Here is a 21,595-nt window from a genome sequence, read left to right on the forward strand (position 1 = left end):
GTGCTCGCCCTTCAGTCAGATCCACTCTCTTGTGGTTACTCGGGAACCGTAGGAGAGTGAAGGCTGAACTGGAAGAACGCACTTTTCGGTGACTGGGGTACCTGATGGTGACCAAGCAACTGCTCAACGGCCTGCCCGAGGACGCGGACCTGCGGCGCGCGGATTCCCTGGCGCGGGAGATCTTCTCGGACGTCGCCAACAAGTGGGCGCTCCTGATCATCGAGGCGCTCGGCGAGCGCACCCTGCGCTTCAGCGAGGTGCGCGGCGAGGTCGAGGGCATCAGCCACAAGATGCTCACCCAGAACCTGCGGATGCTGGAGCGCAACGGCCTGGTCCACCGCACGGTGCATCCGACCGTGCCACCGAAGGTCGAGTACACCCTCACCGAGCCGGGCCGCGCCCTGCGCGCCACGGTCGACCTGATCTGCGAATGGACCCAGAGCCACCTCGGCCACATCGAGGGAGCGCGGGAGCGCTTCGACGCCTGAGCGGCGTCAGTAGTAGCCGAGCATGCCTGGCGAGTCGATGTCGACAGTGACGACACCGGGCGGATACGCGTCCTCCCGGTCCGTGAGGAGGATGGACATGCCGGTGAACTCGGCGCGGGGTAGGGCGCAGTACAGCGCGTGACAGGTGTCGGCGCCTCCGGAGCCGTCGCGGATCATGGTCCCGACGGTGACCGATCCGGCAGTGTCCAGGTCGTCGACGACCACCGACGAGAACGCCAGGACCCTGCCGCCCGCCCCGGCCTCCTCCGACTCCGCCTGCATGAGACACAGGGCGGGGACACGCAGCAGGTCGCCCGGCGTACGGGCCATGTTCCCCGCGAGCAGGTTCAGCGTCTTGTGGCCGTCCGCGAGGGCACGGGTCGCGCCGGTGTCCAGAATGATCACGCGGCGGCGCCCCGGGCCATGCGGATCTTCTCGGCGGCGATCCGGTAGATGTTGCCGAGTACATCGGGTGCCCGGTCGAACTCCTCGTCGCTGATGTCGACGCCGACGACATCACGGACGACCTGCCGGTCGGCCGCCACCCGCTCCGCGATCTGCTCCGCCGTCGGCTGCTCCGAGGCCAGCTGCTCGACCAGCTGGCCGAGGGTCATGCCCCGCTCCTTGGCGACCTGCGCGAGGTGGTCGCGGGCCCGGCGCGACACCTGAATGGTCGTGTTCTCTGCCATGGCCCCACCATACTCACGCCACAAAGCAGCGAACCGTTTCCGCCGACGCCTGTCACCCGAAGGTGTCCGGAGCAGCCGACCGACGCCTACTGCACGACCGTGATCCGGTCCGCCGCCGGCGGAGCGATCGGGGCGGTCGCCGAGGAGTTGGCCGTCAGGTACTGCTCGAAGGCCGCCAGGTCGTCCGCGCCGACGAGTTCGTTCGTGCCCTCGCCCAGGGTCGTGAAGCCGTCGCCGCCGCCCGCGAGGAAGCTGTTGGACGCGACGCGGTAGGTGGCGTTCTCGTCGATGGGCGAACCGTTCAGACGGATGGAGTCCGTGACGACGCGGTCCGCGCCCGACTTGGTCAGGTCCAGGGTGTAGGTGAGGCCGGAGGAGACCTGGAGGATCTTCGGGTCCGCCTCGTTCGGGCCGCTCACCTGCTCCTTGAGGACCTGGATCAGCTGCGCGCCCGTGTAGTCCTTGAGGTTCACCGTGTTGGCGAAGGGCTGGACCGTGAAGCCCTCGGCGTAGGTGACGACGCCGTCGCCCTCGGCACCGGAGGCCGCGTAGGTGATCGGGGCCCGGATGCCGCCCGGGTTCATCAGCGCCAGGTCGGTCTCCGGATCCTGCGCCTTGCCGTACGCGAACTGCGCGTCGGCGATCAGGTCGCCCAGTGGGGACTCGGTGCCGTCGCGGTTGATGTCGGCGGAGACGTAGCCGATCGGGCGGTTGCCGATCGGGGCGGCCAGGGTGCTCCACTTGCCGATCAGCCGAGTCATGTCGGGAGCCTTCGGGACGTCCCGCGTCACCACGTGGTTCGCCGACTTCACCGACGTACGGGCGATGTCACCCGTGCGGCGGTCGTAGGTCAGCGTGGTGTCCGTGTACAGGCGGCCGAAGGAGGAGGCCGACGTGACCATGCGGGGGTTGCCCGCCGGGTCCGGGATCGTGCAGACGTACGCGTTGTGGGTGTGGCCGGTGACCAGCGCGTCGACCTGCGGGGTGATGTTCTTGGCGATGTCGACGATCGGACCGGAGATGCCGTCGCCCGCGCCCGGGGAGTCGCAGTCGTAGTTGTAGGAGGACGAGGCTGGGAAGCCGCCCTCGTGGATGAGCGCGACGATCGACTTCACGCCCTGGCGCTGCAGCTCCTTGGCGTACTTGTTGATCGTCTCGACCTCGTCCTTGAACTTCAGGCCCTTCACGCCCTCCGCCGAGACGATGTCCGGGGTGCCCTCCAGGGTCACGCCGATGAACCCGACCTTGACTCCCCGCTGCTTCCACACCCAGTAGGGCTTGAGGAGGGGCTTCCCGGTCTTCTCGTCCAGGACGTTGGCCGCCAGGTAGGGGAAGTCGGCGCCCTTGAACTCCTTCTCCGTGTAGCAGCCCTCGGTGGGGTGGCAGCCGCCGTTCTGGAGGCGGGCCAGCTCCTTGGCGCCCTCGTCGAACTCGTGGTTGCCGACGCTCGTCACGTCCAGGTCGAGCTTGTTCAGCGCCTCGATCGTCGGCTCGTCGTGGAAGAGGCCGGAGAGGAGCGGGGAGGCGCCCACCATGTCGCCGCCCGCGGCGGTGATGGAGTACCGGTTGCCCTTGCGCGCCTCGCGCAGGTGGGTGGCGAGGTACTCCACGCCGCCCGCGTCGATCGTCTTCGTCGTGCCGTCCGGCTGGACCTCGGTGACCCGGCCGGAGGAACCGGCGGGCGGCTCCAGGTTGCCGTGCAGGTCGTTGAAGGAGAGCAGCTGGACGTCCTGATAACGGCCCTGGCGGTGACCATGGCCGTGTCCGTGCCCGTTGCCGCCGTGCCCGCGGTCGTTCCCGCCCGCGCTCGCCGAGGCCGGCAGCGCCGCCGCGGCGAGCGCCCCGGCGGTGACGACGGTGGCGGCGGCGACGAGGAGACGGCTCGTACGGCGTCTGCGACGCGGCTGGTGCGGCTGTGCTGTGACTGGCATGCGCCCCCCTGTGGGTGTGCGTGGCGCGAGCCGCTGAGGCGACGGCTCGTCGGCGCAGCAGCCTAGAGTCAACGCGCGTAGCGCGACAGGGGCTTCCGGGTTACAGCCTGGTTTAACTTCACCCCCTTCCTCGCCCTCTTCCTCGCCCCCGTCCACTGCCGCCGCTTTGCCCCGCCCGCCCCTTACCCTCGTACGCATGACCAGCGACGACACCGTGCGGCCCGGCCGCCCCCGCTCGATCGAGACCCTCACCGAACTCACGCCGGAGCAGACCGACGCCGTCCTCGCCCTACTCACCGAGGCGGCCCGGAACGACGGGCAGCATGCCGTGTCCGAGCAGGGGCGGCTGCAGCTGCGCGGGCCCGCGCGGGAGGGCGTCGCGCATCTTCTGCTCACCGTCGGCGACGGTGAACTCGTCGGCTACGCACAGCTGGAGGGCACCGACCCGGTCGAGCCGCCGGCCGCCGAGCTGGTCGTCCACCCCTCGCACCGGGGCCAGGGGCACGGTCGGGCCCTGGGCTCCGCGCTGCTCGCCGCCTCCGGCAAGCGGCTGCGGGTCTGGGCGCACGGCGGTCACTCCGCCGCCCGGCATCTCGCGCAGGTGCTGGGGCTGTCCCTCTTCCGCGAACTGCGGCAGATGCGCCGCCCGTTGGCCGGCCTCGACCTGCCGGAACCGAGGCTGCCCGAGGGCGTGGGCGTGCGGACCTTCGTGCCCGGCCGGGACGACGCGGCCTGGCTCGCGGTGAACGCGGCCGCCTTCGCCCACCACCCCGAACAGGGCTCGCTCACCCAGCGCGACCTCGACGACCGCAAGGCCGAGCCGTGGTTCGACCCGGCGGGGTTCTTCCTCGCCGAGCGGGACGGCGAGCTGATCGGCTTCCACTGGACCAAGGTGCACGCCGAGGAGGGGCTCGGCGAGGTGTACGTCCTCGGCATCCGCCCCGACACCCAGGGCGGCGGCCTGGGCAAGGCCCTCACCACCATCGGCCTGCGGCACCTGGAGGGACAGGGTCTGCCCACGGCGATGCTGTACGTGGACGCCGACAACAAGGCGGCGGTGGCCGTCTACGAGCGCCTCGGATTCACCACCCACGAGACGGACCTGATGTACCGCACGGAGACCTGAGCGCCCGATCCGACACGGGACCGTAGGTCGCCGCCCCCGCCCCGGAGTCACACCGGGGCGCCTGCCCCGCGTATTCGCCGTGCCCCGCGCCCCAAGGGCTCGGGCCCGCACAGCGCCCCCGCCACAGCCGCCCCCACCGCCAGCACCGCCCAGCGGTCGTGCGCGGCCGGCCAGCGCGGGTCGTCGGCCTGGGCGAACAGTGCCCACCCTTCCGGGGCGAGGAGGGGCGCGAGGACGGCCGTGAGCAGCAGGACCGCGGCGACGAACGGCCCCGGACGCGCCTCGTCCGTCAGCCGTACCGCCAGGGCGGCCGCGGCGAGGGCCAGGACGCCCACCGCCACCGCCTCCAGGGTCACCTCGCCGACCGGAGGCCGGGACGCCGAAGGGGTCAGCAGCAGGACGGCTGCCCACCACAGGGCGGCGATGGGCGTGACCAGGGCCACCCGCAGCGCCTGCCGCACGGGCCTCGGGGTCGGGAGGGGTGCGGTGAGGTGCCGGGCCGGGTCGTCCAGCAGGAAGGCCAGGCCCAGCGCGCCGATCAGGGCGATGCCCCGCAGCAGCAACAGCGTCTGCCAGGGCGCCGGTTCGCCCCCGGTGACGAGGGGGGTGGCGGCGACCAGCAGGCCCAGGATGCCCGCCGCCGCCAGCGCCCGCCACGGAAGCGTGCGCCACACCGGGCCGACCAAATCCGGCGTCACGCCTCGGACCGCCGTCACTCGCACGAGTCCGCCTTCCCCGGCTTGGCCACGCCCAGCAGCTCGGCGGCGCGGGCGGTGGTGACGCCCGGCGCGGTCAGCTCGGCCCAGTGCGCCTTCACCCGCGCCCCGACACCGGCGGGCGGCTTCTCCAGCAGGTGCCGTACGACGTCGGTCTGACCCTCCGTCATGCTCAGCGGGTCGGTGGGGGACAGGACGATCGCGGAGCCCGTCACGCTGTCGTCCAGGCGGACCCGGCGCAGCGCGGCCATCGGGTCGTCCTGCCAGCTCAGGGAGAGCCACATGACGGTGACCATCCGCCCGTCGCAGATCTCGCTCCCCGCCGCCTCCGTGCCCGCGACGAGGACGGCGGCGACGGCACTGGAGAACTCGGGGACCCGGTTGCCGCCCCAGGCGGTGCCCACCGTGACCCGGTGCGGTTCGGTCGACGCCGGGATCGACGTGTCGGCGCTCGGCCCGTACCGGGCGTCGATGCGCTGCCGTACGAGGAGTGGCCGGTCGTGCGCGGGGCCGCCGGCCAGGGACTGGACGCGGTCCGCGACCTCGGCCCAGGCATCGGTGCGCGGCACCCACTCGGGGAAGGCGCAGTACGTCGAACCGCCGTGCTCGGCGCAGGTCAGTTCGGGCCGTGCCGAGGCGCGCTCACGGGCCGCGGTCAGCTCCGGTGACGGCGTCGCGCCCCCGGCCTGGAGCACCCCGCCCGTCACGGCCGCCGCGAGGCCGAGGGCGAGGCCCGTGCGGACGGCCGCGCTGCGTCCGCCGGCGACGACCACGGCGAGCAGGGCGATGCACAGGGCGACACCCGCCAGGTAGAGGGCGTGCCAGGCGGCGGGTCGTCCCAGCAGGTCGGAGGGCAGGGTGTCCGGGCCGGTCTCGGAGACGACCGGTGCCAGCCAGGACCGCCCGTTCGCGTCGCCGGGCGCGGTACCGAGCACGAAGGCGAACAGCAGCACGACCACCAGCAGCGGCGCGGCGAACGCCCACCGCCGCGCCAGTCTGCCGAGCAGCACCCCGAGCACCCCGAACACCAGCACCGTCAGCGGCCCCACGGCCAGCTCGGCCGGCGAACCGTGCCCGATCGCGCCCGGCTTGAGTGCCTCCCAGGTGAACTGACCGACCACGCACACGGCGGCGAGCAGGGCGGCCGGCACGACGGACAGCGCGTGGGCGGCCGTACGGCGCCAGGGCTGCAGGACCAGGATCGAGAAGTGCGGCTCCGTGCCGTGCCGTTCGGAGCGGACGACCGCGTAGTTGGCGTAGAGCAGGACGGCCAGGCCGACGAGCATCGGCATGGACTGGGTGGCGCGGTCGGCGTCCTGGAGGGCGGGGCTGCCGTCCCAGGATGTCCTGGTGCGCCAGACGATCCACGCGACGTACGCCGCGAAGGCGATGAGGACGGGGATGCTCAGCAGCAGCCTGCGGGCCTCGAAGCGGGCCAGCGCGAGCACGGCCCGCACCCCGCGGTCCCGCAGCGGTGCCTGGACGGGCGCGGACTCCTCCACCAGTACGGCGCTCACGCCGTCACCTCCGTGTCGGCGCCGTCGAGGACGAGCAGGTAGCCGTCCTCCAGGGTGGGTTCGGCGGGCTCGGCACCGGGGGGCGGATCGCCCACGTTCCGGAAGGAACCGGTGCCGGTGCGCCAGCCTGCCTTGGCGCCGGGATCCTTCTCCGTGCTGTTCCACACCCGCCCGGCGGCCCGCGCCGTCAGCTCGGCCGGAGTCCCGTCGAACCGCACCGCCCCGGCCGCCATCACGATCACGCGGTGGCAGAGCATCGCCACGTCCTCGGTCTGGTGGGTGGACAGCAGCACGGTCCGCCCCTCCCCCGCTCCGGCGATCAGCTCCCTGAACCTCATCCGCTGCTCGGGGTCGAGACCGACGGTCGGCTCGTCCAGCACCAGGAACCCCGGGTCGCCCACCAGTGCCGCGGCGAGCGCGACCCGCTGCCGCATGCCTCCGGACAGCTTCTTTATCCGGCGCCCGCGCACGTCCCCGAGGTCGACCTCGTCCAGTACCCGCCGCACCTCGCGGTGCCGCTCCCGGCGGTCCGCCAGCTCCTTGAGGATCGCCACGTAGTCGACGAACTCGAAGGCGGTGAAGTCCGGGTGGAAACCGGGCGTCTGCGGCAGATAGCCGAGCCGCCGCCGCACCTCCTGCCGGCCGCGCGCACTCGCGGGGTCGTGCCCGAGGACGGTGAAGGCCCCCCGGTCGGCGGGCACGGCGGTGGCGAGCACCCGCAGCAGCGTCGTCTTCCCGGCGCCGTTGGGCCCGAGCAGCCCGGTGACGCCCGGGGTCAGCCGCAGCGACACGTCGTCGAGGGCGCGGGTGCGGCCGTAGTGGAGGCTGAGCCCGGACGCGGAGACGGTGGGGGTCATGGAGGTCATACGGCACTTCCGTACGGGAGAAGGGTCGGGAAGAAGGAGGGGCTCACGCGACACCGCGCGTGGAGACGTCGAACCGGTCGCGGAACAGGAACAGCAGCCCGGCGCCCAGCGCCGCCACACACCCGGACACGCCCTGTCCGGCCGCGGTGAACGGGGCCAGCGGGCCGTCCGTGGACGCGCGGGCCGCGTCCGCGGCCAGCAGCACGGCCGCCCAGGCGCACACGAGCACGGACGGTGCCAGCACGGGACCCAGCCGCGGTGTCAGCGCGAGGCCGGTCGCGGTGAGGGCGAGCCCGGGCAGCAGCCAGGCCAGGGCGGCCGGTCCGAACCCGGGCAGGGCGAGGCTGGCCAGTCCGCCCACCCCGAGCGCCACCACGAGCACGGCGACCGTACGGATCATCAGCAGCCGGAAGCCGTGCATCGGCGATACGACGGCCATCTCGTGCGTGGGGTCCAGGGCGGGCCCGTAGGCGAGTGCCACGGAGACCAGCGGCAGCAGCGGGGCGCAGACCAGGAACAGGGTGGGCCGGCCGGCGGCACCGGCCGCGACGGCCACGAGGAAGGTCGTGATCAGCACGGCGGCGAGCGCGCCGAACCAGGACCGGCGCAGTATGGGCGTGGCCGCGAGCAGCCTCGCGGTGCCGTCGCCCACGCCGCACCGCACCAGCAGGCGCTCGAGCAGGGCCGGCCGGGGGGCGTCCAGCTCGGCGTCGAGCCGGGCCCACCCCGCGTCCAGCGCGGCGACGTCGCTCACCTCGGCGAGGACGCCCCGGCAGGTGGCGCAGGAGGTCAGATGGGCGTCGGCGGACCAGAGGGCGGGCGCCGCCAGCTCTCCGCGGGCGTAGGCCCGCAGGTCGTCCTCGTCCACGTGCCAGGCGTCCCGGGGACGGTTTTCCTCGATTCTCATGCCAGCGCCTCCCGCAACTGCCGGCGGGCCCGCATCGCCCGCGTCTTGACCGTGCCCGGCGGGATGCCGAGCAGGACGGCCGCCTCACGGGTGGTCAGCCCGTCGACGACGGTGGCCTGGAGCACCGCGCGCAGCTCCGGCGAGAGCCGTACGAGCGCGCCGGCGAGGTCTCCGTGCTCGACCCCGGCGAGGACGCGCTCCTCCGCCGAGACCTCGTCCCGGTGCCGCAGCCGCGCCAGCGCCTGCCGCAGCCGTCCGCGCGCACCCTCACCGCGCAGCACGTCGATCAGCCGCCGCGATCCGATCCGCCACAGCCACCCCGCCACGTCCCCTTCCTCCCGGTAGCGCGCGCTGCCGCGCCACACCGCGAGGAAGGTCTCCTGCACGACGTCGTCGACCACGGCGGCGTCGGCGCAGCGGCTGCGCATGCGGGCGGTCAGCCAGGGTGCGTACCGGCGGTACAGCTCCTCGAAGGCGCGGCGGTCGGCATCGGCCGCGACGGCCCGCAGCAGCTCCCCGTCGCTTCTCGTTTCGCTCACATCTCCTCATCGCACGAGCCCAGCCGATCGGTTCACACGATCCCAGAGAGGCCCCGCCGCCCTTCCCGGCGACCTTTCGGAGGCCCGCCGCTATCCCGCACGTCATGTCCCCGTAACCATCGATTCAGACAGCCTTGCGAGGCTCACCGAATGAAGCCGACCGAGCCACAGCCTTCCGGGCCCTGGGAGCCCTCCGACGCGCCTGACTCGCGCGCGGCGCGGAAGAATGGGTTCATGAGGCAGCCGAACACCCAGGCAGAGGTCCAGCACACGCAGCCCTCCGTGGGCTCCATCGCGGCGCACCGCCCGGACACGGTGGCCGCCACGGTCTCCGGGCTGGAGCCGGACATCGACGCCGACCTCGACGCGTACGAGGAGTCGGAGGAGTCCCAGGACGGCGGCGCCCGTCTCCCGCAGGGCCGCTTCCTGGACCGCGAGCGCAGCTGGCTCGCGTTCAACGAACGCGTGCTCGAACTCGCCGAGGACCCGAACACGCCCCTGCTGGAGCGGGCCAACTTCCTCGCGATCTTCGCCAGCAACCTGGACGAGTTCTTCATGGTCCGCGTCGCCGGCCTCAAGCGCCGCATCGCGACCGGCGTCGCCACCCGCTCCGCCTCCGGCCTCCAGCCCCGCGAGGTGCTGGACATGATCTGGGCCCGCTCCCGCGAGCTGATGGCCCGGCACGCCGCCTGCTTCCACGAGGACGTCGCCCCGGCGCTCGCCGAGGAGGGCATCCACCTGGTCCGCTGGAACGAGCTGGCCGAGAAGGAGCAGGCCCGCCTGTTCACCCTCTTCCGGCACCGGATCTTCCCGGTCCTCACCCCCCTCGCGGTCGATCCGGCGCACCCCTTCCCGTACATCTCGGGCCTCTCCCTCAACCTCGCGGTCGTCGTCCGCAACCCCGTCACGGGCCACCGCCACTTCGCCCGCGTCAAGGTTCCGCCGCTGCTCTCCCGCTTCCTTGAGGCGTCCCCGGGCCGCTACGTCCCCGTCGAGGACGTCATCGCCGCCCACCTGGAGGAGCTGTTCCCGGGCATGGAGGTCCTGGAGCACCACACCTTCCGCCTCACCCGCAACGAGGACCTGGAGGTGGAGGAGGACGACGCGGAGAACCTGCTCCAGGCCCTGGAGAAGGAGCTGATGCGGCGGCGCCTGGGCCCGCCCGTCCGCCTGGAGGTCGAGGAGTCGGTCGACCGCGAGGTCCTGGACCTTCTGGTGCGCGAGCTGAAGATCGGCGAGGCGGAGGTCTACCCACTGCCCGGCCCCCTGGACCTCACCGGCCTCTTCCGCATCCACAGCCTCGACCGGCCCGAACTGAAGTACCCGAAGTTCGTCGCCGGCACCCACCGCGACCTGGCCGAGGTGGAGTCGGCGTCCGCGCCGGACATCTTCGCCGCCCTGCGCAGCAAGGACGTCCTGCTGCACCACCCGTACGACTCCTTCTCCACCTCCGTGCAGGCGTTCCTGGAGCAGGCCGCCACCGACCCGGACGTGCTGGCGATCAAGCAGACGCTGTACCGGACGTCCGGCGACTCCCCCATAGTCGACGCGCTCATCGAGGCGGCCGAGTCCGGCAAGCAGGTCCTGGTCCTGGTGGAGATCAAGGCCCGTTTCGACGAGTCCGCCAACATCAAGTGGGCCCGCAAGCTGGAGGAGTCCGGCTGTCACGTCGTCTACGGCCTGGTCGGCCTGAAGACGCACTGCAAGCTCTCCCTGGTCGTACGCCAGGAGGGCGAGACGCTGCGCCGCTACAGCCACGTCGGCACCGGCAACTACCACCCGAAGACGGCCCGGCTCTACGAGGACCTGGGCCTGCTCACCTCGGACCCGCAGGTCGGCGCGGACCTCTCCGACCTGTTCAACCGGCTCTCCGGCTACTCGCGGCGCGAGACCTACCGCCGTCTGCTCGTCGCGCCCAAGTCCCTGCGCGACGGCCTCGTCTCCCGCATCCACAAGGAGATCCAGCACCACCGCGCCGGCCGCCCCGCCCACGTCCGCATCAAGGTCAACTCGATGGTCGACGAGGCCGTGGTCGACGCCTGCTACCGGGCGTCCCAGGCGGGTGTGCCGGTCGACGTGTGGGTGCGCGGCATCTGCGCGCTGCGCCCGGGAGTGCCGGCTCTGTCGGAGAACATCCGGGTCCGCTCCGTCCTCGGCCGCTTCCTGGAGCACTCGCGGGTCTTCGCCTTCGGCAACGGCGGGGAGCCCGAGGTGTGGCTCGGCAGCGCCGACATGATGCACCGCAACCTCGACCGCCGGATAGAGGCCCTGGTCCGGGTCACCGACCCGGCCCACCGGGCGGCCCTGAACCGGCTCCTCGAGAACGGTATGTCCGACGCGACCGCCTCCTGGCACCTCGGCCCGGACGGCGAGTGGACCCGGCACGCGACCGACGCGGACGGCCAGCCCCTGCGCAACATCCAGGAGATGCTCATAGACGCCCGGAGGCGCCGGCGTGGCACAGCGACACCTTGACCCGACGGAACCCGCGGCGACCGCCCCACCGCCGCACCCCACCAGCGCCAGCGCGGGTACGGGCACAGACACGAGCGCGACCGCGCGCGGGGACGCCGGTGCGGGCCCGCGTGCCGACACCGACACCGACGCACTCGTGGGCTACCTGCGCGCCCAGGCCACGGAGTTCCTGCGCGCACTGCGCCGGCACCGGGAGTCGGGGACGGGCGCGGGAACCGCACCGGCAACGGGGCCGGCAACCGGAGCCGGAACGGGCCCGGGGGCCAGAAAGGGCGCGGGCGCCGGAGCGGGAACCGGCGCGCACGCGGGCGCGCCGACAAGAACGGGAACCGGCACGTACGGCGGCCCGGACCGGGCGGCCCCGCCAGCGGACGACGTGGACGCGGCCCGCGCCCTGCGCCGCGCCGCCCGCCGTATCAGCGCCACCCTGCACACGTTCCAGCCGCTGCTGGACGCCGACTGGGCGGAGGAGATGCGCCCCGAGCTGGCCTGGCTGTCCGGCACGCTGGCGATGGAGCACGCCTACGCGTCGCGCCTGGAACGCCTGCTCCAGGCCCTGCACCGGCTCTCCGGCTCCACGGCGTTCCCGGCCCCGCGGCCGGTGGGCCGGTCCACCGTCACGACGACCGTGCCGCCCGGCGTGTCCGCCGTGCCCTCCGTGCCCGCCGCCGCCCATCCGGCGTCCGCGAACCGCGGCAACCTCACGGTGGGCGCGGCCAAGGCGGGCGCCCTGCTCGACCGGCAGCTGACCCTGGCCCGCACCCGGGCGCACTCCACCGCCCTCCAGGCGCTGGGCAGCAGCCGCTTCCACGCCGTCGCCGACAAGGTCGCCTTACTGGCCAGCGAAGTCCCGCTGAGCAGTACGGGCCGCGGGACCGCTGCCGCCCCCCGCCCCGACGCCGCCCCCGTCGACCTGCGCCCACTGGCCACCGCCGCGCAGGAGCGCCTCACCGACGCCGTGGCCGCCCTCCCGCTGGTCACCGCGGGCAGCCCGTACAACGCCGAGGCGCTGGTCCACGGGCTCTCCCCGGACCCCGCCCCGCACCCCCAGGACGCCCCCTGGCACCAGGTCCGCCTGCTGCTGCGCCTGCACCGCTACGCCCTGGAGGCGCTGGCCGGCGCGGCGGCCGGGGACGTGGACGACGGCACGGACGTACGTCTCCTGGCCGCCGGCGAGGCCCTCAACCGCCACCGCGACGCCGCGGAGGCCGCCGCGGCCGCCGCCCAGGCCGCCCGCACCCCGCGCATCGCCCCGGCGACGGCGTACGCGCTGGGCGTGCTCCACGCCGACCAGCGGCATGAGGTGGAGGCGGCGCGGTACGCGTTCCAGCACAGCTGGCGCAAGGAACCGATCAGGCTGCCGTAGGAACGGCCGCAGGAGGACGGGAGGCGTGCGTGCCGTGAGCCTCGCAGACGACGACACCACGGTCCGCGCGGCCGGCTGCGTCCTGTGGCGCCCCGCGCCCTCGACCGCGTCCCCCGGCTCGACCGCGTCCCCGGGCTCGACTGCCTCCCCCGGCCTGGAGCTGTGCCTCGTGCACCGCCCGAAGTACGACGACTGGTCGCATCCGAAGGGCAAGCTCAAGCCGGGTGAGGCGCCGCTCGCCGGCGCCCTGCGCGAGGTCGCGGAGGAGACGGGGTACGCCGCCGAGCCGGACGCCGAGCTGCCCACGGTGCGCTACCTCGCGAACAGCCGCCCCAAAGAGGTCCGCTACTGGGCCGCGGCGGCCGGCCCCGGCGCCTTCGCCCCCTCCGACGAGGTCGACCGCATCCTGTGGCTGTCCCCGGAGGCGGCCCGCACCCGCCTCACCCAGCCCCGGGACCGGGCCCTCGTGGACGCGCTGCTGGCGACGCGCCTTCCCGGAGCACCCGGGGAGACCTGAGCCCCCGCCCCCTCGGAACCGGCCCGTGTCCTTGACGTAAGCGTTCCGTGACCTCACCGCACCGTCCTCAGGGGTTCACCCGGCGTTCATTTACGCCCTTCGGCGCCTTCATCTCATCTGCCTAATTTCGGCCTTACCACTCCTCGCACGCCGCCGAATTCAGGACGGCGGCTCCTGGAAGGAACTCCCTCAAGTGAAGCTTCAGCGCATGAACCGGCGGGCCCTCGCTCTCGGTGCTCTCGCCGTCTCCGGCGCCCTGGCCCTCACGGCGTGCGGCTCGGACGACACCGGCGGCAACAGCAACGGCGGCGACGCCAGCGCCGCCGCCAACAGCAACATCAAGTGCGACGACGCCAAGGGCCAGCTCCAGGCATCCGGTTCGTCCGCCCAGAAGAACGCCATCGACGCCTGGGTCAAGCAGTACGTCGCGGCCTGCAACGGCGTGCAGATCAACTACAACCCGACCGGCTCGGGCGCGGGCATCACCGCCTTCACGCAGGGCCAGACCGCGTTCGCCGGTTCGGACTCCGCGCTGAAGCCGGAAGAGGTCGAGGCCTCGAAGAAGGTCTGCAAGGACGGCCAGGCCATCGACCTGCCGATGGTCGGCGGCCCGATCGCGGTCGGTTTCAACGTCACGGGCGTCGACTCGCTCGTCCTGGACGCCCCGACCATGGCGAAGATCTTCGACAGCAAGATCACCAACTGGAACGACGAGGCGATCAAGAAGCTCAACCCCGACGCCAAGCTTCCGGACCTGAAGATCCAGGCCTTCCACCGCTCGGACGAGTCCGGCACCACGGACAACTTCACCAAGTACCTCAAGGCCGCCGCGCCCGACGACTGGAAGTACGAGGGCGGCAAGTCCTGGGAGGCCAAGGGCGGCCAGTCCGCGCAGGGCTCCTCCGGCCTGGCCGGCCAGGTGAAGGGGACCCCCGGCGCCATCTCGTACTTCGAGCTGTCCTACGCCAAGGACGGCATCAAGACCGTCGACGTCAAGACCGCGGCCGCCGAGCCGGTCAAGGCCACCGTCGAGAACGCCACCGCCGCCATCGGCGCGGCCAAGGTCGTCGGCACCGGCAAGGACCTGGCCCTGGAGCTGGACTACACCCCGGACGCCGCCGGCGCCTACCCGCTGGTCCTGGTGACGTACGAGATCGCCTGCGACAAGGGCAACAAGGCCGACACCCTGGCGGCCACCAAGTCCTTCCTGAACTACATGGCCTCGGAGGACGGCCAGGGCCTGCTGGCGGACGCCGGCTACGCCCCGATGCCCACCGAGATCATCACCAAGGTCCGCGAGACCATCTCGGGCCTGAGCTGACCCGAGTGCGGTCCGGCCTCCACGCGGAGCCGACAGCGTCCCTCCCGGGACCGACAGCGTCCCCGCCGGGGGCCGGACCGCACCGTCCGGTGCACCGCCGCCAGGAGCCCTTGACCGGGGCTCCGCCCGAGCCGCCGACCACGACGGCTCCGCAGACCGGAGAACCCGATGGACATAACAACGGACACCCAGAAGCCAGCCCCCTCCAGCACCCCCCGGCCGCCCGCCGCCGGGAGCAAGCGCGCCGGCCGCGGCGTCAGCCGCCCCGGCGACCGGATATTCGTCGGCCTCTCCCGCGGGTCCGGCATCCTCGTGCTGGTCATCATGGCCGCCATCGCGGCCTTCCTCACCTACCGCGCCGTTCTCGCCATCGGCGAGGACGAGGCGAACTTCTTCACCAGCTTCGAATGGAACCCGACCGGCAGCCCGCCGGAGTTCGGCATCGCGGTCCTGGCCTACGGCACCGTCGTGTCGTCGATCATCGCCATGGCCATCGCCGTCCCGATCTCGGTCGGCATCGCGCTGTTCATCACGCACTACGCCCCGCGCAAGCTGGGCGGCCTGATCGGGTACGTGATCGACCTGCTCGCCGCCGTGCCCTCGATCGTCTACGGCCTGTGGGGCGCGCTCGTCCTCGTGCCGCACCTGAACGGCCTGTACGGCTGGCTCGACGAGTACCTCGGCTGGACCAGGATCTTCGAGTGGAACGGCGGCGCGGGACGCTCGCTGCTCACCGTGGGCATCCTGCTGGCGATCATGATCCTGCCGATCATCACCAACGTCAGCCGTGAGGTCTTCCGGCAGGTCCCGCGCATGCACGAGGAGGCCGCCCTGGCCCTCGGCGCCACGCGCTGGGAGGTCATCCGGATGTCGGTGCTGCCCTTCGGCCGCTCCGGCGTCATCTCCGCCTCGATGCTCGGCCTCGGGCGCGCGCTCGGCGAGACGATGGCCGTGGCCATGGTGCTCTCCCCGACCTTCGACATCACCCCGAGTCTGCTCGACCCGGGCGGCGGCACCTTCGCCCAGAACATCGCCAGCAAGTTCAACGAGGCCACCCAGATGGGCCGCGACGCCCTGATCGCCTCCGGTCTGGTCCTGTTCGTCATCACCCTGCTGGTCAACGGCGGCGCCCGCATGATCATCGCCCGCCGCAAGGAGTACTCGGGGGCCAACGCATGAGCAACGCAACCCTGACCCCCGCCCCCAAGAACCGCAGCTCCCTGCGCGCCGCCACCCTGCCCAAGTGGTTCCCCTGGGCGGTCGCGGCCGGCTCGGTCCTCCTCGGCCTCGGCATCAGCACCGCCGCCGGGCTCAACAGCAGCATCCAGTGGGCCCTGATCGCCGCGGTCCTCTTCGTCGCCGGTTCGTACGGCATCTCGGCGCGCGTCGAGGGCGGTCGGCAGGCCAAGGACCGGGTCGCGACCAGCATGGTCTGGGTCGCCTTCCTGCTGGCCCTGATCCCGCTGCTCTCCCTGATCTGGGAGACCGTGAAGCAGGGCGTGAAGGTCCTCGACGGCTACTTCCTGACCCACTCGATGGGCGTGGTCGGCGACAGCGAGCCCGGCGGCGGCATCTACCACGCCATCCTCGGCACCCTGGAGCAGGTCGGCCTCGCCACGCTGTTCTCCGTGCCGGTCGGCGTGCTCACCGCGATCTACCTGGTCGAGTACGGCCGCGGCCGGCTCGCCAAGGCCGTCACCTTCTTCGTGGACGTCATGACGGGCATCCCGTCCATCGTCGCCGGTCTGTTCGTCCTCAGCCTGTGGGTGCTGATCCTGGACATGGGCCCGTCCGGCGTGGCCGGCTCGTTCGCCCTGTGCATCCTGATGATCCCGGTGGTCGTCCGCTCCACCGAGGAGATGCTGAAGCTCGTCCCGAACGAGCTGCGCGAGGCGTCCCTCGCCCTGGGCGTGCCCAAGTGGCGCACGATCCTCAAGGTGGTCCTGCCGACCTCGATCGGCGGCATCGTCACCGGCGTCATGCTGGCCGTCGCCCGCATCACTGGCGAGACGGCCCCCGTGCTGCTGCTGGTCTGGGGCACCGACTTCATCAACGCGAATCCCTTCCAGGACCCGCAGGAGTCGCTGCCGATGTACATCTACCTGCAGTACGGCGCGGGCTCCGACGCGGCCTACGACCGTGCCTGGGCGGCGGCCCTGACGCTGATCGCGTTCATCATGATCCTCAACCTCGCGGCCCGCGGCATCGCCCGCTGGAAGGCCCCGAAGACCGGTCGCTGACGCGACCCGCAGAAGCACCGTCCGCGACCGGACCCGAAAGAAGCAGTGATACCCATGGCCAAGCGCATAGATGTCAGCGGCCTCAACGCCTACTACGGCTCCTTCCTCGCCATCGAGGACATCTCGATGACCGTCGAGCCCCGCTCCGTGACGGCCTTCATCGGCCCCTCCGGCTGCGGCAAGTCCACCTTCCTGCGCACGCTCAACCGCATGCACGAGGTCACCCCGGGCGGCCGCGTCGACGGCAAGGTGATGCTCGACGACGAGAACCTCTACGGCGCGGGCATCGACCCGGTGGCCGTGCGCCGCGAGGTCGGCATGGTCTTCCAGCGCCCGAACCCGTTCCCCACGATGTCGGTCTACGACAACGTGGCGGCGGGTCTGCGTCTGAACGGCAAGTACAAGAAGTCCCAGCTGGACGACGTCGTCGAGAAGTCGCTGCGCGGCGCCAACCTCTGGAACGAGGTCAAGGACCGCCTGAACAAGCCGGGCTCCGGCCTCTCCGGCGGCCAGCAGCAGCGCCTGTGCATCGCGCGCGCGATCGCGGTCGAGCCGAACGTGCTCCTGATGGACGAGCCCTGCTCCGCCCTGGACCCGATCTCCACCCTCGCCATCGAGGACCTGATCGGCGAGCTGAAGGAGCGCTTCACGATCGTCATCGTGACGCACAACATGCAGCAGGCGGCGCGCGTCTCGGACCGTACGGCGTTCTTCAACCTGGCGGCGGTCGGGCAGCCCGGCAAGCTGATCGAGATCGACGAGACGGAGCGGATCTTCTCCAACCCGTCGGTCCAGGCCACGGAGGACTACATCTCCGGCCGCTTCGGCTAGACCGGCCCCGCCCCACCGAACCCCTCGCGGTGCTGCATGGCGGTGCCACCGCGAGGAGCACAAGGGCCCGCCCCCGGAATCCGGGGGCGGGCCCTTCCACGTAGCTGCGGGCAGTCGTGCCTCCGCCGGTGCCTGAACGGCCTGGGAGGTACCCCCAGGGCGGCACGGGTGGGCGCAGCGGCACCCGGCCAGCGCCGGTCAGCGACCCCCGCCCGGTACAACCCAGGGCAGCGCTCTACAAGAACGCGAGATTGACCACCCAGAACGACACCGCGGCCACCACCGCGGCCGCGGGCATCGTGATGAACCACCCCATGATGATGTTCTTCGCGACCCCCCACCGCACGGCGTTGACCCGCTTCGTCGCCCCCACGCCCATGATCGCCGAGGTGATCACGTGCGTCGTGGAGATCGGCGCGTGGAAGATGAAGGCCGACCCGAACATGATCGAGGCCCCCGTCGTCTCCGCGGCGAACCCCTGCGGCGGGTCCAGCTCGATGATCTTCCGTCCCAGCGTCCGCATGATCCGCCAGCCACCGGCGTACGTCCCCGCGGACAGCATCAGCGCGCAGGCGAGCTTCACCCACACCGGGATCGGGTCGCCGTAGTCCTCGACGTCGGCGATGACCAGCGCCATCACGACGATGCCCATCGTCTTCTGCGCGTCCTGCAGGCCGTGCCCCAGCGCCATGCCCGCCGCCGACACGGTCTGCGCGATGCGGAAGCCGCGCTTGGCCTTGTGCGGATTGGCCCGCCGGAAGATCCACATGATGGCGGTCATCACCAGGTAACCGGCGAGCAGACCGATCACCGGCGACACGAACATGGGGATGACGATCTTGTCGACGACCCCGTGCCAGTACACGGTCGTACTCCCGGCCAGCGCGGCGCCGACCATGCCGCCGAACAGCGCGTGCGACGAGGACGAGGGCAGCCCGAAGTACCAGGTGATGAGGTTCCAGACGATGGCGCCCACGAGCGCCGCGAAGAGGATCCCCATCCCCTTCGAACCCTCGGGGGTCTCGATCACCCCCTCACTGACGGTCTTGGCGACCCCGGATCCCATGAACGCACCGGCCAGGTTCATGACCGCGGCCATGGCGAGCGCCGCCCGCGGCGTCAGCGCACGCGTCGACACGGAGGTGGCGATCGCGTTGGCCGAATCGTGGAATCCGTTGGTGTACGTGAAGAAGAGCGCGACCCCGATGGTCACGACCAGAGCAAAGGTGTCCATGAACGGCTCAGGACTCCTTGACGGCGATGGTCTCCACCGTGTTCGCCACGTGCTCGAACGCGTCGGCCGCTTCCTCCAGCACGTCCACGATCTGCTTCAGCTTCAGCACCTCGATGGCCTCGTACTTGCCGTTGAAGAGGTGGGCGAGCAGCTTGCGGTGGATCTGGTCGGCCTGGTTCTCCAGGCGGTTGACCTCGATCCAGTACTCGGTGAGGTTGTCCATGGTGCGCAGGTTCGGCATGGCCTCGGCGGTCAGCTCGGCGGCCCGCGCCAGCACCTCGATCTGCTGCTCGACACCCTTGGGCAGTTCCTCGATGTTGTAGAGGACGACCAGGTCGACGGCCTCCTCCATGAAGTCCATGATGTCGTCGAGGGACGAGGCGAGGTTGTAGATGTCCTCGCGGTCGAAGGGCGTGATGAACGAGGAGTTCAGCTGATGGAAGATCGCGTGCGTGGCGTCGTCACCCGCGTGTTCGGCGGCCCGCATACGCTCTGCGATCTCGGCCCGGGCGGATGCGTCCGCCCCGAGCAGTTCCATCAGGAGCTTGGAGCCCGTGACGATGTTGTCCGCGGAAGCGGCGAACATGTCGTAGAAGCTCGTCTCCCTGGGGGTCAGACGAAAGCGCACGTGGGGTCCTCGGGGTGCATCGGTTTCGGTCAGGCTGATGCTAGGCGCATCATCCGGCCACTGCTATCGGCCGTCCACCAGTGTCGCCCATCAGGCAGAGTGATGAGCAGGGGGGCGACGTCGGCCGCTCCGGCAAGGGCCCCCTACCCGGGAAAGTTCGTTACCATATACCCACCAGGGGTATATGTCCGTAATTGGAGGACGCGATGACGACCACCGAGGCCGGCGCGGGTGCGCCCTCCCCCGCCGTGGAGCAGACGCCGCACCAGGCCGAGACGGACGGCACGGACATCGTGACCGACCACGACCGCGGTGTGCACGGCTACCACAAACAGAAGGACGAGCACCTCAAGCGCCTGCGCCGCATCGAGGGCCAGATCCGCGGCCTGCAGCGGATGGTCGACGAGGACGTCTACTGCATCGACATACTGACCCAGGTCTCCGCCTCCACCAAGGCCCTGCAGTCCTTCGCGCTGCAACTGCTGGAGGAGCACCTGCGCCACTGCGTCGCCGACGCGGCCCTCAAGGGCGGCAACGAGATCGACGCGAAGGTGGAAGAGGCGACGAAGGCCATCGGCCGCCTACTGCGTACGTGACCGCTCCTCGGCGACGCGCAGCACCTCGTCGATGCTCTCCAGGCTGAGCCGCTCCCGGGCGGCCGACGCCGCGATGATCAGCTCGCCGCACAGCTCGATCTCGGCGAGGGCCACGTGGTCCTGAACCGCCGTACCGCCGACCGGAGCCACACGCGTCACCTCGTCTCTGCCGTCACCGACTTCCTAGAGTAGGGAGCGGCCTACACACCGCGCATGGCACGGAAGGGCTAGTTCTTGCCGTCGCCCACCGCACCGGAGCCCTCTCCGGGTCCGCCCGTGCCGCCCGGCTCGCCGGACTCGCCGGGCTCGGCGGCGATCTTGCCGGCGTAGATGTCCTGCTCCTCGGGCAACCGTACGCGGACGGCGGCGCCGAAGTCGTAGAGCAGCGTCGTCGAGGCGACGTCCACGATGCCGGTACCGTCCCGGCGCCCGTTGGCGAAGCTGAAGCGGTGCCGGACCTTGCGGATACGGCCCTCGTCGTCGAGGTAGGCGTCGAAGGGCACCTCGGCGGTGGCGAACCCCTGGGCCGCCGCGGCCAGCGCCTTCCTGTTGCCCTCCGATGCCCCGCGCGCCGCCCGCGCCAGATCGGCGGTCCCCCGGTAGTGCCGCACCGCGGTACCGGCGACCTCCGTGCGCTCCACGAACGTCGCCGTCCGCGTCCCCCGCAGCACCTCGGCGGCGGCGAACGGATCCGTCGCCCCGCCGGTCACCAGGTTCCCGTCGGACAACGAGTCGGTCTCCACCCGCACCCACTTGTCGTCGGGGACACCGGCGCCCCGGTTCTTCATGAACAGAGCCCCCGGGGCAAGCAGCTCGGTGATCGGCCGGTGCTCACTCGTCCCCGCCGGGTCCTGGGGCAGCCGCACCTTCAACTGCCCGAGCCGCTCCTCGAAGTCGTACACACCCTCGCCCCGGATGGTCACCCGCGTCCCGCCGCTGGCCATCTGCATCGCGGTACGCGCCTTGGCGCTCCCGGCGGCCACCAGCCGGTCGGCGGCCCGGTGCAGCGCGGCGACCGGGTCCCCGCCGTCCGCCCCCTGGACCGCGGCTCCCTCTCCGGAGCACCCGGCGCCGGTAAGACAGACGCAGACCACACCGCCGACGAGGGCGAGAGCGCCGCCCGCCCTCCGACTCCGCAGCTCCCGCTTCCGCTCCCGCCCGACCATCGCCACCTGCTGTCCCACGCCGTCACGCCCGTTCCGGACCCCCTGCCGTCCCGCTTAACGAGGGGCAGGCGACCCCGGTAACGTTGTGGGCGTGGCGCAGCAGGACGGTCTCGAAGCCCCCGGGGACGCCCCGGAACACCTCACGACAACGGTCGAACAAGGCCCCTTCTGCCTGGCCCGCTGCACCTGCGGCTGGCGAGGCCCGGCCCGCAGAGCCAGAAGCCAGGCCCGCACAGACGCCCAAACCCACACCACCACCTAGCCCCCCGGCAGCTGCGGGCAGTCGACGCCGCCGTCGCTGCGGGCAGTCGTGCCGCTGGGGCGGCACGGGTGGGCGCAGCGGCACCCGCCCAGCGCGGCAAGCACCCACGCCGTACATCCGTACCCCCGTGCACCCGTACAGCCGACGCCCAGGGAACCCCGCCCCCCACACCCCCGTCTC

Annotated in this window: 22 protein-coding genes; 10 read left to right on the forward strand and 12 right to left on the reverse strand. The window is 71.8% G+C overall.

Going from position 1 to position 21,595, the window contains the following annotated elements; genetic code table 11:
• The first annotated feature begins 104 nt into the window (after window positions 1-104).
• Entirely contained in the window at window positions 105-488 is a 384-nt protein-coding gene (locus IE258_RS37305; protein ID WP_109035081.1) for a winged helix-turn-helix transcriptional regulator, read from the forward strand.
• Between the two features lie 6 nt (window positions 489-494).
• Here IE258_RS37305 and IE258_RS37310 read toward each other — a convergent pair whose 3' ends face one another.
• From IE258_RS37310 to IE258_RS37320, 3 genes are all read right to left on the reverse strand, one after another.
• Complete coding sequence (locus tag IE258_RS37310) at window positions 495-893, reverse strand: PIN domain-containing protein (RefSeq protein WP_189750243.1); 399 nt, start codon at window positions 891-893, stop codon at window positions 495-497.
• On the reverse strand, window positions 890-1,177 hold the full coding sequence (locus IE258_RS37315) for a hypothetical protein (protein WP_189750244.1): 288 nt from the start codon (window positions 1,175-1,177) through the stop codon (window positions 890-892). Before IE258_RS37315 ends, IE258_RS37310 begins: the two co-directional genes overlap by 4 nt.
• Before the next feature lie 86 nt (window positions 1,178-1,263).
• Window positions 1,264-3,108 carry a bifunctional metallophosphatase/5'-nucleotidase gene (locus IE258_RS37320; RefSeq protein WP_189750245.1) on the reverse strand — a complete coding sequence of 615 codons (1,845 nt, stop codon included), beginning with the start codon at window positions 3,106-3,108 and terminating at the stop codon, window positions 1,264-1,266.
• Between the two features lie 196 nt (window positions 3,109-3,304).
• On the opposite strand from IE258_RS37320, the gene mshD reads away from it, so the two are divergent.
• A complete protein-coding gene (mshD, locus tag IE258_RS37325) occupies window positions 3,305-4,234 on the forward strand; it encodes a mycothiol synthase (protein ID WP_189750246.1) in 930 nt (309 codons plus the stop codon).
• A 47-nt stretch (window positions 4,235-4,281) separates the two neighbouring features.
• Here the strand turns inward: mshD and IE258_RS37330 are convergent, their stop codons facing one another.
• The 5 genes from IE258_RS37330 to IE258_RS37350 are packed head-to-tail and all read right to left on the reverse strand — an operon-like array spanning window position 4,282 to window position 8,779.
• Entirely contained in the window at window positions 4,282-4,932 is a 651-nt protein-coding gene (locus IE258_RS37330; protein WP_229892671.1) for an ABC transporter, read from the reverse strand.
• A 14-nt stretch (window positions 4,933-4,946) separates the two neighbouring features.
• Window positions 4,947-6,467 (reverse strand): ABC transporter permease, encoded by a 1,521-nt coding sequence (locus IE258_RS37335; protein WP_189750247.1) that lies wholly within the window; start codon window positions 6,465-6,467, stop codon window positions 4,947-4,949.
• Window positions 6,464-7,324 (reverse strand): ABC transporter ATP-binding protein, encoded by an 861-nt coding sequence (locus tag IE258_RS37340; protein ID WP_189750271.1) that lies wholly within the window; start codon window positions 7,322-7,324, stop codon window positions 6,464-6,466. Before IE258_RS37340 ends, IE258_RS37335 begins: the two co-directional genes overlap by 4 nt.
• Window positions 7,325-7,376: 52 nt before the next feature.
• Complete coding sequence (locus IE258_RS37345; RefSeq protein WP_189750248.1) at window positions 7,377-8,240, reverse strand: cupin domain-containing protein; 864 nt, start codon at window positions 8,238-8,240, stop codon at window positions 7,377-7,379.
• Window positions 8,237-8,779 (reverse strand): RNA polymerase sigma factor, encoded by a 543-nt coding sequence (locus tag IE258_RS37350; protein WP_127895416.1) that lies wholly within the window; start codon window positions 8,777-8,779, stop codon window positions 8,237-8,239. The genes IE258_RS37345 and IE258_RS37350 overlap by 4 nt, the downstream gene beginning before the upstream one ends.
• Before the next feature lie 234 nt (window positions 8,780-9,013).
• Here IE258_RS37350 and IE258_RS37355 point away from each other — a divergent pair, with 234 nt between their 5' ends.
• From IE258_RS37355 to pstB, 7 genes are all read left to right on the forward strand, one after another.
• On the forward strand, window positions 9,014-11,254 hold the full coding sequence (locus IE258_RS37355) for an RNA degradosome polyphosphate kinase (RefSeq protein WP_189750249.1): 2,241 nt from the start codon (window positions 9,014-9,016) through the stop codon (window positions 11,252-11,254).
• On the forward strand, window positions 11,235-12,620 hold the full coding sequence (locus tag IE258_RS37360; protein WP_373309977.1) for a CHAD domain-containing protein: 1,386 nt from the start codon (window positions 11,235-11,237) through the stop codon (window positions 12,618-12,620). The genes IE258_RS37355 and IE258_RS37360 overlap by 20 nt, the downstream gene beginning before the upstream one ends.
• A gap of 34 nt (window positions 12,621-12,654) precedes the next feature.
• On the forward strand, window positions 12,655-13,137 hold the full coding sequence (locus tag IE258_RS37365) for an NUDIX hydrolase (RefSeq protein ID WP_229892673.1): 483 nt from the start codon (window positions 12,655-12,657) through the stop codon (window positions 13,135-13,137).
• Window positions 13,138-13,330: 193 nt separating this feature from the next.
• Window positions 13,331-14,458 (forward strand): phosphate ABC transporter substrate-binding protein PstS, encoded by a 1,128-nt coding sequence (gene pstS, locus IE258_RS37370; RefSeq protein ID WP_189750251.1) that lies wholly within the window; start codon window positions 13,331-13,333, stop codon window positions 14,456-14,458.
• A 168-nt stretch (window positions 14,459-14,626) separates the two neighbouring features.
• Complete coding sequence (pstC, locus tag IE258_RS37375) at window positions 14,627-15,637, forward strand: phosphate ABC transporter permease subunit PstC (RefSeq protein ID WP_189750252.1); 1,011 nt, start codon at window positions 14,627-14,629, stop codon at window positions 15,635-15,637.
• Complete coding sequence (pstA, locus tag IE258_RS37380) at window positions 15,634-16,698, forward strand: phosphate ABC transporter permease PstA (protein WP_087808558.1); 1,065 nt, start codon at window positions 15,634-15,636, stop codon at window positions 16,696-16,698. The genes pstC and pstA overlap by 4 nt, the downstream gene beginning before the upstream one ends.
• A 54-nt stretch (window positions 16,699-16,752) precedes the next feature.
• The gene (gene pstB, locus IE258_RS37385) at window positions 16,753-17,529 is read left to right on the forward strand and encodes a phosphate ABC transporter ATP-binding protein PstB (protein ID WP_003974830.1); all 777 of its coding nucleotides are present in this window, start codon (window positions 16,753-16,755) and stop codon (window positions 17,527-17,529) included.
• A gap of 235 nt (window positions 17,530-17,764) precedes the next feature.
• Here the strand turns inward: pstB and pitH are convergent, their stop codons facing one another.
• Complete coding sequence (pitH, locus tag IE258_RS37390; protein ID WP_127892495.1) at window positions 17,765-18,763, reverse strand: low-affinity phosphate transporter PitH; 999 nt, start codon at window positions 18,761-18,763, stop codon at window positions 17,765-17,767.
• A gap of 7 nt (window positions 18,764-18,770) precedes the next feature.
• Window positions 18,771-19,391, reverse strand: a complete 621-nt coding sequence (locus IE258_RS37395; RefSeq protein WP_030403626.1) for a DUF47 domain-containing protein — start codon at window positions 19,389-19,391, stop codon at window positions 18,771-18,773.
• Between the two features lie 206 nt (window positions 19,392-19,597).
• Between IE258_RS37395 and IE258_RS37400 the strand changes: the two genes are divergently transcribed.
• The gene (locus tag IE258_RS37400; RefSeq protein ID WP_127892494.1) at window positions 19,598-19,987 is read left to right on the forward strand and encodes a metal-sensitive transcriptional regulator; all 390 of its coding nucleotides are present in this window, start codon (window positions 19,598-19,600) and stop codon (window positions 19,985-19,987) included.
• Here the strand turns inward: IE258_RS37400 and IE258_RS37405 are convergent.
• Entirely contained in the window at window positions 19,973-20,137 is a 165-nt protein-coding gene (locus tag IE258_RS37405) for a hypothetical protein (RefSeq protein ID WP_171987290.1), read from the reverse strand. The two genes, IE258_RS37400 and IE258_RS37405, sit on opposite strands and share 15 nt — an antisense overlap.
• 77 nt (window positions 20,138-20,214) lie before the next feature.
• Window positions 20,215-21,153: an SCO4651 family lipoprotein gene (locus IE258_RS37410; RefSeq protein WP_189750273.1), complete on the reverse strand. Its 939-nt coding sequence runs from the start codon at window positions 21,151-21,153 to the stop codon at window positions 20,215-20,217.
• Window positions 21,154-21,595: the final 442 nt, after the last annotated feature.

The sequence above is a fragment of the Streptomyces tendae genome, from assembly GCF_014650435.1.
GTDB lineage: Bacteria > Actinomycetota > Actinomycetes > Streptomycetales > Streptomycetaceae > Streptomyces > Streptomyces tendae.

What these genes read in the sequence shown, in the direction of transcription:
- IE258_RS37305 (WP_109035081.1), top strand. Translation starts at nt 105, where the DNA reads ATGGTGACCAAGCAACTGCTCAACGGCCTGCCCGAGGACGCGGACCTG.
- IE258_RS37315 (WP_189750244.1), bottom strand. Translation starts at nt 1,177, where the DNA reads ATGGCAGAGAACACGACCATTCAGGTGTCGCGCCGGGCCCGCGACCAC.
- IE258_RS37320 (WP_189750245.1), bottom strand. Translation starts at nt 3,108, where the DNA reads ATGCCAGTCACAGCACAGCCGCACCAGCCGCGTCGCAGACGCCGTACG.
- mshD (WP_189750246.1), top strand. Translation starts at nt 3,305, where the DNA reads ATGACCAGCGACGACACCGTGCGGCCCGGCCGCCCCCGCTCGATCGAG.
- IE258_RS37340 (WP_189750271.1), bottom strand. Translation starts at nt 7,324, where the DNA reads ATGACCCCCACCGTCTCCGCGTCCGGGCTCAGCCTCCACTACGGCCGC.
- IE258_RS37345 (WP_189750248.1), bottom strand. Translation starts at nt 8,240, where the DNA reads ATGAGAATCGAGGAAAACCGTCCCCGGGACGCCTGGCACGTGGACGAG.
- IE258_RS37355 (WP_189750249.1), top strand. Translation starts at nt 9,014, where the DNA reads ATGAGGCAGCCGAACACCCAGGCAGAGGTCCAGCACACGCAGCCCTCC.
- pstC (WP_189750252.1), top strand. Translation starts at nt 14,627, where the DNA reads ATGGACATAACAACGGACACCCAGAAGCCAGCCCCCTCCAGCACCCCC.
- pstA (WP_087808558.1), top strand. Translation starts at nt 15,634, where the DNA reads ATGAGCAACGCAACCCTGACCCCCGCCCCCAAGAACCGCAGCTCCCTG.
- pstB (WP_003974830.1), top strand. Translation starts at nt 16,753, where the DNA reads ATGGCCAAGCGCATAGATGTCAGCGGCCTCAACGCCTACTACGGCTCC.
- pitH (WP_127892495.1), bottom strand. Translation starts at nt 18,763, where the DNA reads ATGGACACCTTTGCTCTGGTCGTGACCATCGGGGTCGCGCTCTTCTTC.
- IE258_RS37400 (WP_127892494.1), top strand. Translation starts at nt 19,598, where the DNA reads ATGACGACCACCGAGGCCGGCGCGGGTGCGCCCTCCCCCGCCGTGGAG.
- IE258_RS37410 (WP_189750273.1), bottom strand. Translation starts at nt 21,153, where the DNA reads ATGGTCGGGCGGGAGCGGAAGCGGGAGCTGCGGAGTCGGAGGGCGGGC.